This window comes from Microvirga sp. P4_G7 (genome assembly GCF_056401005.1).
In genome coordinates this window covers 1-3,299 of the sequence record NZ_JBFUKD010000435.1, presented here as the reverse complement: position 1 = coordinate 3,299, position 3,299 = coordinate 1, and the positions used below count along the sequence as shown (strand labels likewise).

Genomic DNA, 3,299 nt, shown 5'->3' with positions numbered 1-3,299 from the left:
TGCCGGAGCTGCCCCCGCAACTGTAAGCGACGAGCCGACTGCCATTCAGCGTCACTGGTGATCTCTGTCACCGGGAAGACGGGCAAGAGGCGACGACCCGCGAGCCAGGAGACCTGCCCAGGACGAACGATCTAGTCCTCGGGCGGGGTGCCCCGATGATCGCATTGCCGACGCGCAGGAAGCGCGCGCGGAACGCGTTCCTCGGCCCAAGCCCCCAACATTTTGGGGTTTGCCGAATGTCCCACACTCTTGAAATCGAACAGGCTTCGAACGTGGTTCCGGCGGGTTTTCCGTCCACCCGCGCGACGCCTTCTGCCGCATCCTACCAAGTCATTCGCCGCAACGGCGCCGTCACGCCCTTCGATGCCGGCAAGATCACTTTGGCACTGACGAGAGCCTTCTTGGCGGTCGAGGGTGGCAGCGCGGCGGCCTCTCGCCGTGTTCACGACATCGTCGCCAGCCTGACGGAGCAGATCGTCGCTTCGCTGACGCGCCGCGTGGACACGGGAAGAACATTCCACATCGAAGAAGTTCAGGACCAGGTGGAGCTCGCGCTCATGCGCGGTGAACACCACAAGGTCGCCCGCGCATACGTTCTCTACCGTGAAGAGCGCGCCAGGGAGCGCGCGAAGGAAAGCGCACGGACCGGCACCGCGACGCAACCGCACGACCGCCCCACGCCGCCTCTTCGCATGAAGGCGACGGACGGCTCTCTGGTGCCGCTCGATTCCGCCCGATTGTCGACCGTCGTGAACGAGGCGTGTAGCGGATTGGAGGGCGTCTCGGCAGAGACGGTGCTGATCGAGGCGCATCGAAATCTTTACGACGGAATCAGCCAGGACGAGCTTGCGATCGCGCCGATTCTCACTGCGCGGGCGCTCGTGGAGACCGAACCGAACTATGCCAAGGTCAGCGCAAGGCTCCTGCTCGACAAGCTTCGTCGCGAGGCGCTGACGTTCATCACGGGTTTGCCGACCCAAGCCACGCAAGCCGAGATGTCCGCCAGCTATGCGGAATACTTTACCGGCTACGTGAAGGCCGGTGTCGCCGCAGAGCTCCTCGACCCGGAACTTGCGCGCTTCGATCTCGCTCGCCTCGCTGCCGTCCTGAAGCCGGAACGCGATCTGCAATTCGACTATCTCGGTCTTCAGACCCTCTATGATCGCTACTTCCTGCACGTCTCCGGCACGCGGTTCGAGCTTCCGCAGGCGTTTTTCATGCGCGTGGCGATGGGCCTGTCTCTTCGTGAAATCGACCGTGAGGACAAGGCGATCGCCTTCTACGATCTGCTCTCCTCTTTCGATTTCATGGCGTCGACGCCGACGCTCTTCAATGCAGGCACCACGCGTCCGCAGCTCTCGTCGTGCTTCCTTACGTCGGTGCCGGACGATTTGGACGGCATTTTCAAATCGATCAAGGACAACGCCCTCCTCGCGAAGTACTCGGGCGGGCTCGGCAACGACTGGACACGCGTGCGCGGCCTCGGCGCTCATATCAAGGGAACGAACGGCGAGAGCCAGGGTGTCGTACCTTTCCTGAARGTCGYCAACGACACSGCSRTCGCSGTCAACCAGGGCGGCAAGCGCAARGGYGCCGTSTGCGCCTAYCTSGARACCTGGCACSTGGACATCGAAGAGTTYCTSGAWCTKCGCAAGAACACCGGCGACGACCGCCGYCGCACSCACGACATGAACACGGCGAACTGGGTGCCGGATCTCTTCATGCAGAGAGTGCAGGCGGGCGAAACATGGACACTGTTCTCGCCGCATGAGACGCCCGATCTCCACGATCTCTATGGCCCTCGCTTCAAGGCCGCTTACGAAGCCTATGAGGCGAAAGCGGCACGCGGTGAGATCAGGGTGTTCAAGCAGATGCCCGCCGTCGACCTTTGGCGCCGGATGCTCACGCGCCTCTTCGAAACCGGGCATCCCTGGATCACCTTCAAGGATCCATGCAACATTCGTTCGCCGCAAGGCCATGTAGGCGTCGTCCACTCGTCGAACCTGTGTACCGAGATCACGCTCAACACCTCCGATGACGAGGTGGCCGTCTGCAATCTCGGTTCGGTCAATCTGGCGCGACATGTGACCGCCACCGGCCTCGACACCGAGCGTCYGGCTCGCACGGTCAGGACCGCGATGCGAATGCTCGACAACGTGATCGACATCAATTTCTACACCATTCCCGAAGCGCGCCGGTCCAACATGCGTCATCGGCCGGTCGGTCTCGGTCTGATGGGATTCCAGGACGCATTGCATACGCTCCGGTTGTCTTACGCTTCAGACCTGGCCGTGCGATTTGCYGACGAGGCGATGGAGGCGATTTCCTTCCACGCCATTTCGGCGTCTGTAGAACTCGCGGCGGAGCGCGGCCGGTATCCGAGCTTCGACGGCTCCCTGTGGTCGAAAGGGGTGCTGCCGATCGACTCCATCGCGCTTCTGGCGCAAGCGCGCGGTGAGTTGGCGGCCGACCGCACGACGACGCTCGACTGGCAGGCGTTGCRCGAACGCGTCGTGAAGGATGGGATGCGCAATTCGAACTGCATGACGATCGCCCCGACGGCCACGATCTCCAACATATGCGGCGTCTCGCAATCGATCGAGCCGGCTTATCAGAACCTTTTCGTCAAATCGAACATGTCGGGCGACTTTACGGTGGTCAACGCATCGCTCGTCCACGACCTGAAGCAACGCGGTCTGTGGGACGACGTCATGGTCGCGGATCTGAAATACTTCGACGGTAGCGTTGGCCAGATCGACAGAATTCCGGACGACCTGAAAGCGCTCTACGCCACGGCCTTCGAGATCGATTCGTCGTGGCTGATCGAGGCGGCGGCACGGCGTCAAAAATKGATCGACCAGGCCCAGTCGCTCAATCTCTACATTGATCGGCCGTCGGGGAAAAAGCTCGATAGCCTCTATCGCCTCGCTTGGGAGCGCGGTCTCAAGACGACCTACTACCTGCGCTCGCGAAGCGCGAGCCACGTGGAGAAATCCACGTTGAAAGGCACAGATGGCAAGCTCAACGCCGTATCGGCCACGATCACCAGTGTCTCCGACCCGCTTCCGGCGACGTGGGGCAATGCTTGCTCCATCGACGACCCCACTTGCGAAGCCTGCCAGTGAGCAGACAACAAGGAGTTTCCAATATGCTCGACTGGACAGAACCCAAATCGCCGCTCGCCGACAATAAGTCGCGAACCGACACAACTGGGCTCGGCGAAATCGATCGCGGCGGCGGCAGGGTAACGGTCGACGAGAAACGCATGATCAACGCGCGCGCTGACGTGAACCAACTTC

1 protein-coding gene, 1 pseudogene and 1 riboswitch are annotated in these 3,299 nt (G+C 61.8%); the gene and the pseudogene both read left to right on the top strand.

The annotated features are described in order from the left end of the window. Window positions 1-135: riboswitch (cobalamin riboswitch) on the top strand. This riboswitch is flagged as partial in the annotation. A gap of 101 nt (window positions 136-236) precedes the next feature. Next, complete coding sequence (locus AC1DT3_RS15930; protein ID WP_477466220.1) at window positions 237-3,125, top strand: ribonucleoside-diphosphate reductase subunit alpha; 2,889 nt, start codon at window positions 237-239, stop codon at window positions 3,123-3,125. Between the two features lie 23 nt (window positions 3,126-3,148). After that, window positions 3,149-3,299 (top strand): annotated as a pseudogene (locus tag AC1DT3_RS15925) (ribonucleotide-diphosphate reductase subunit beta); the annotation flags it as partial.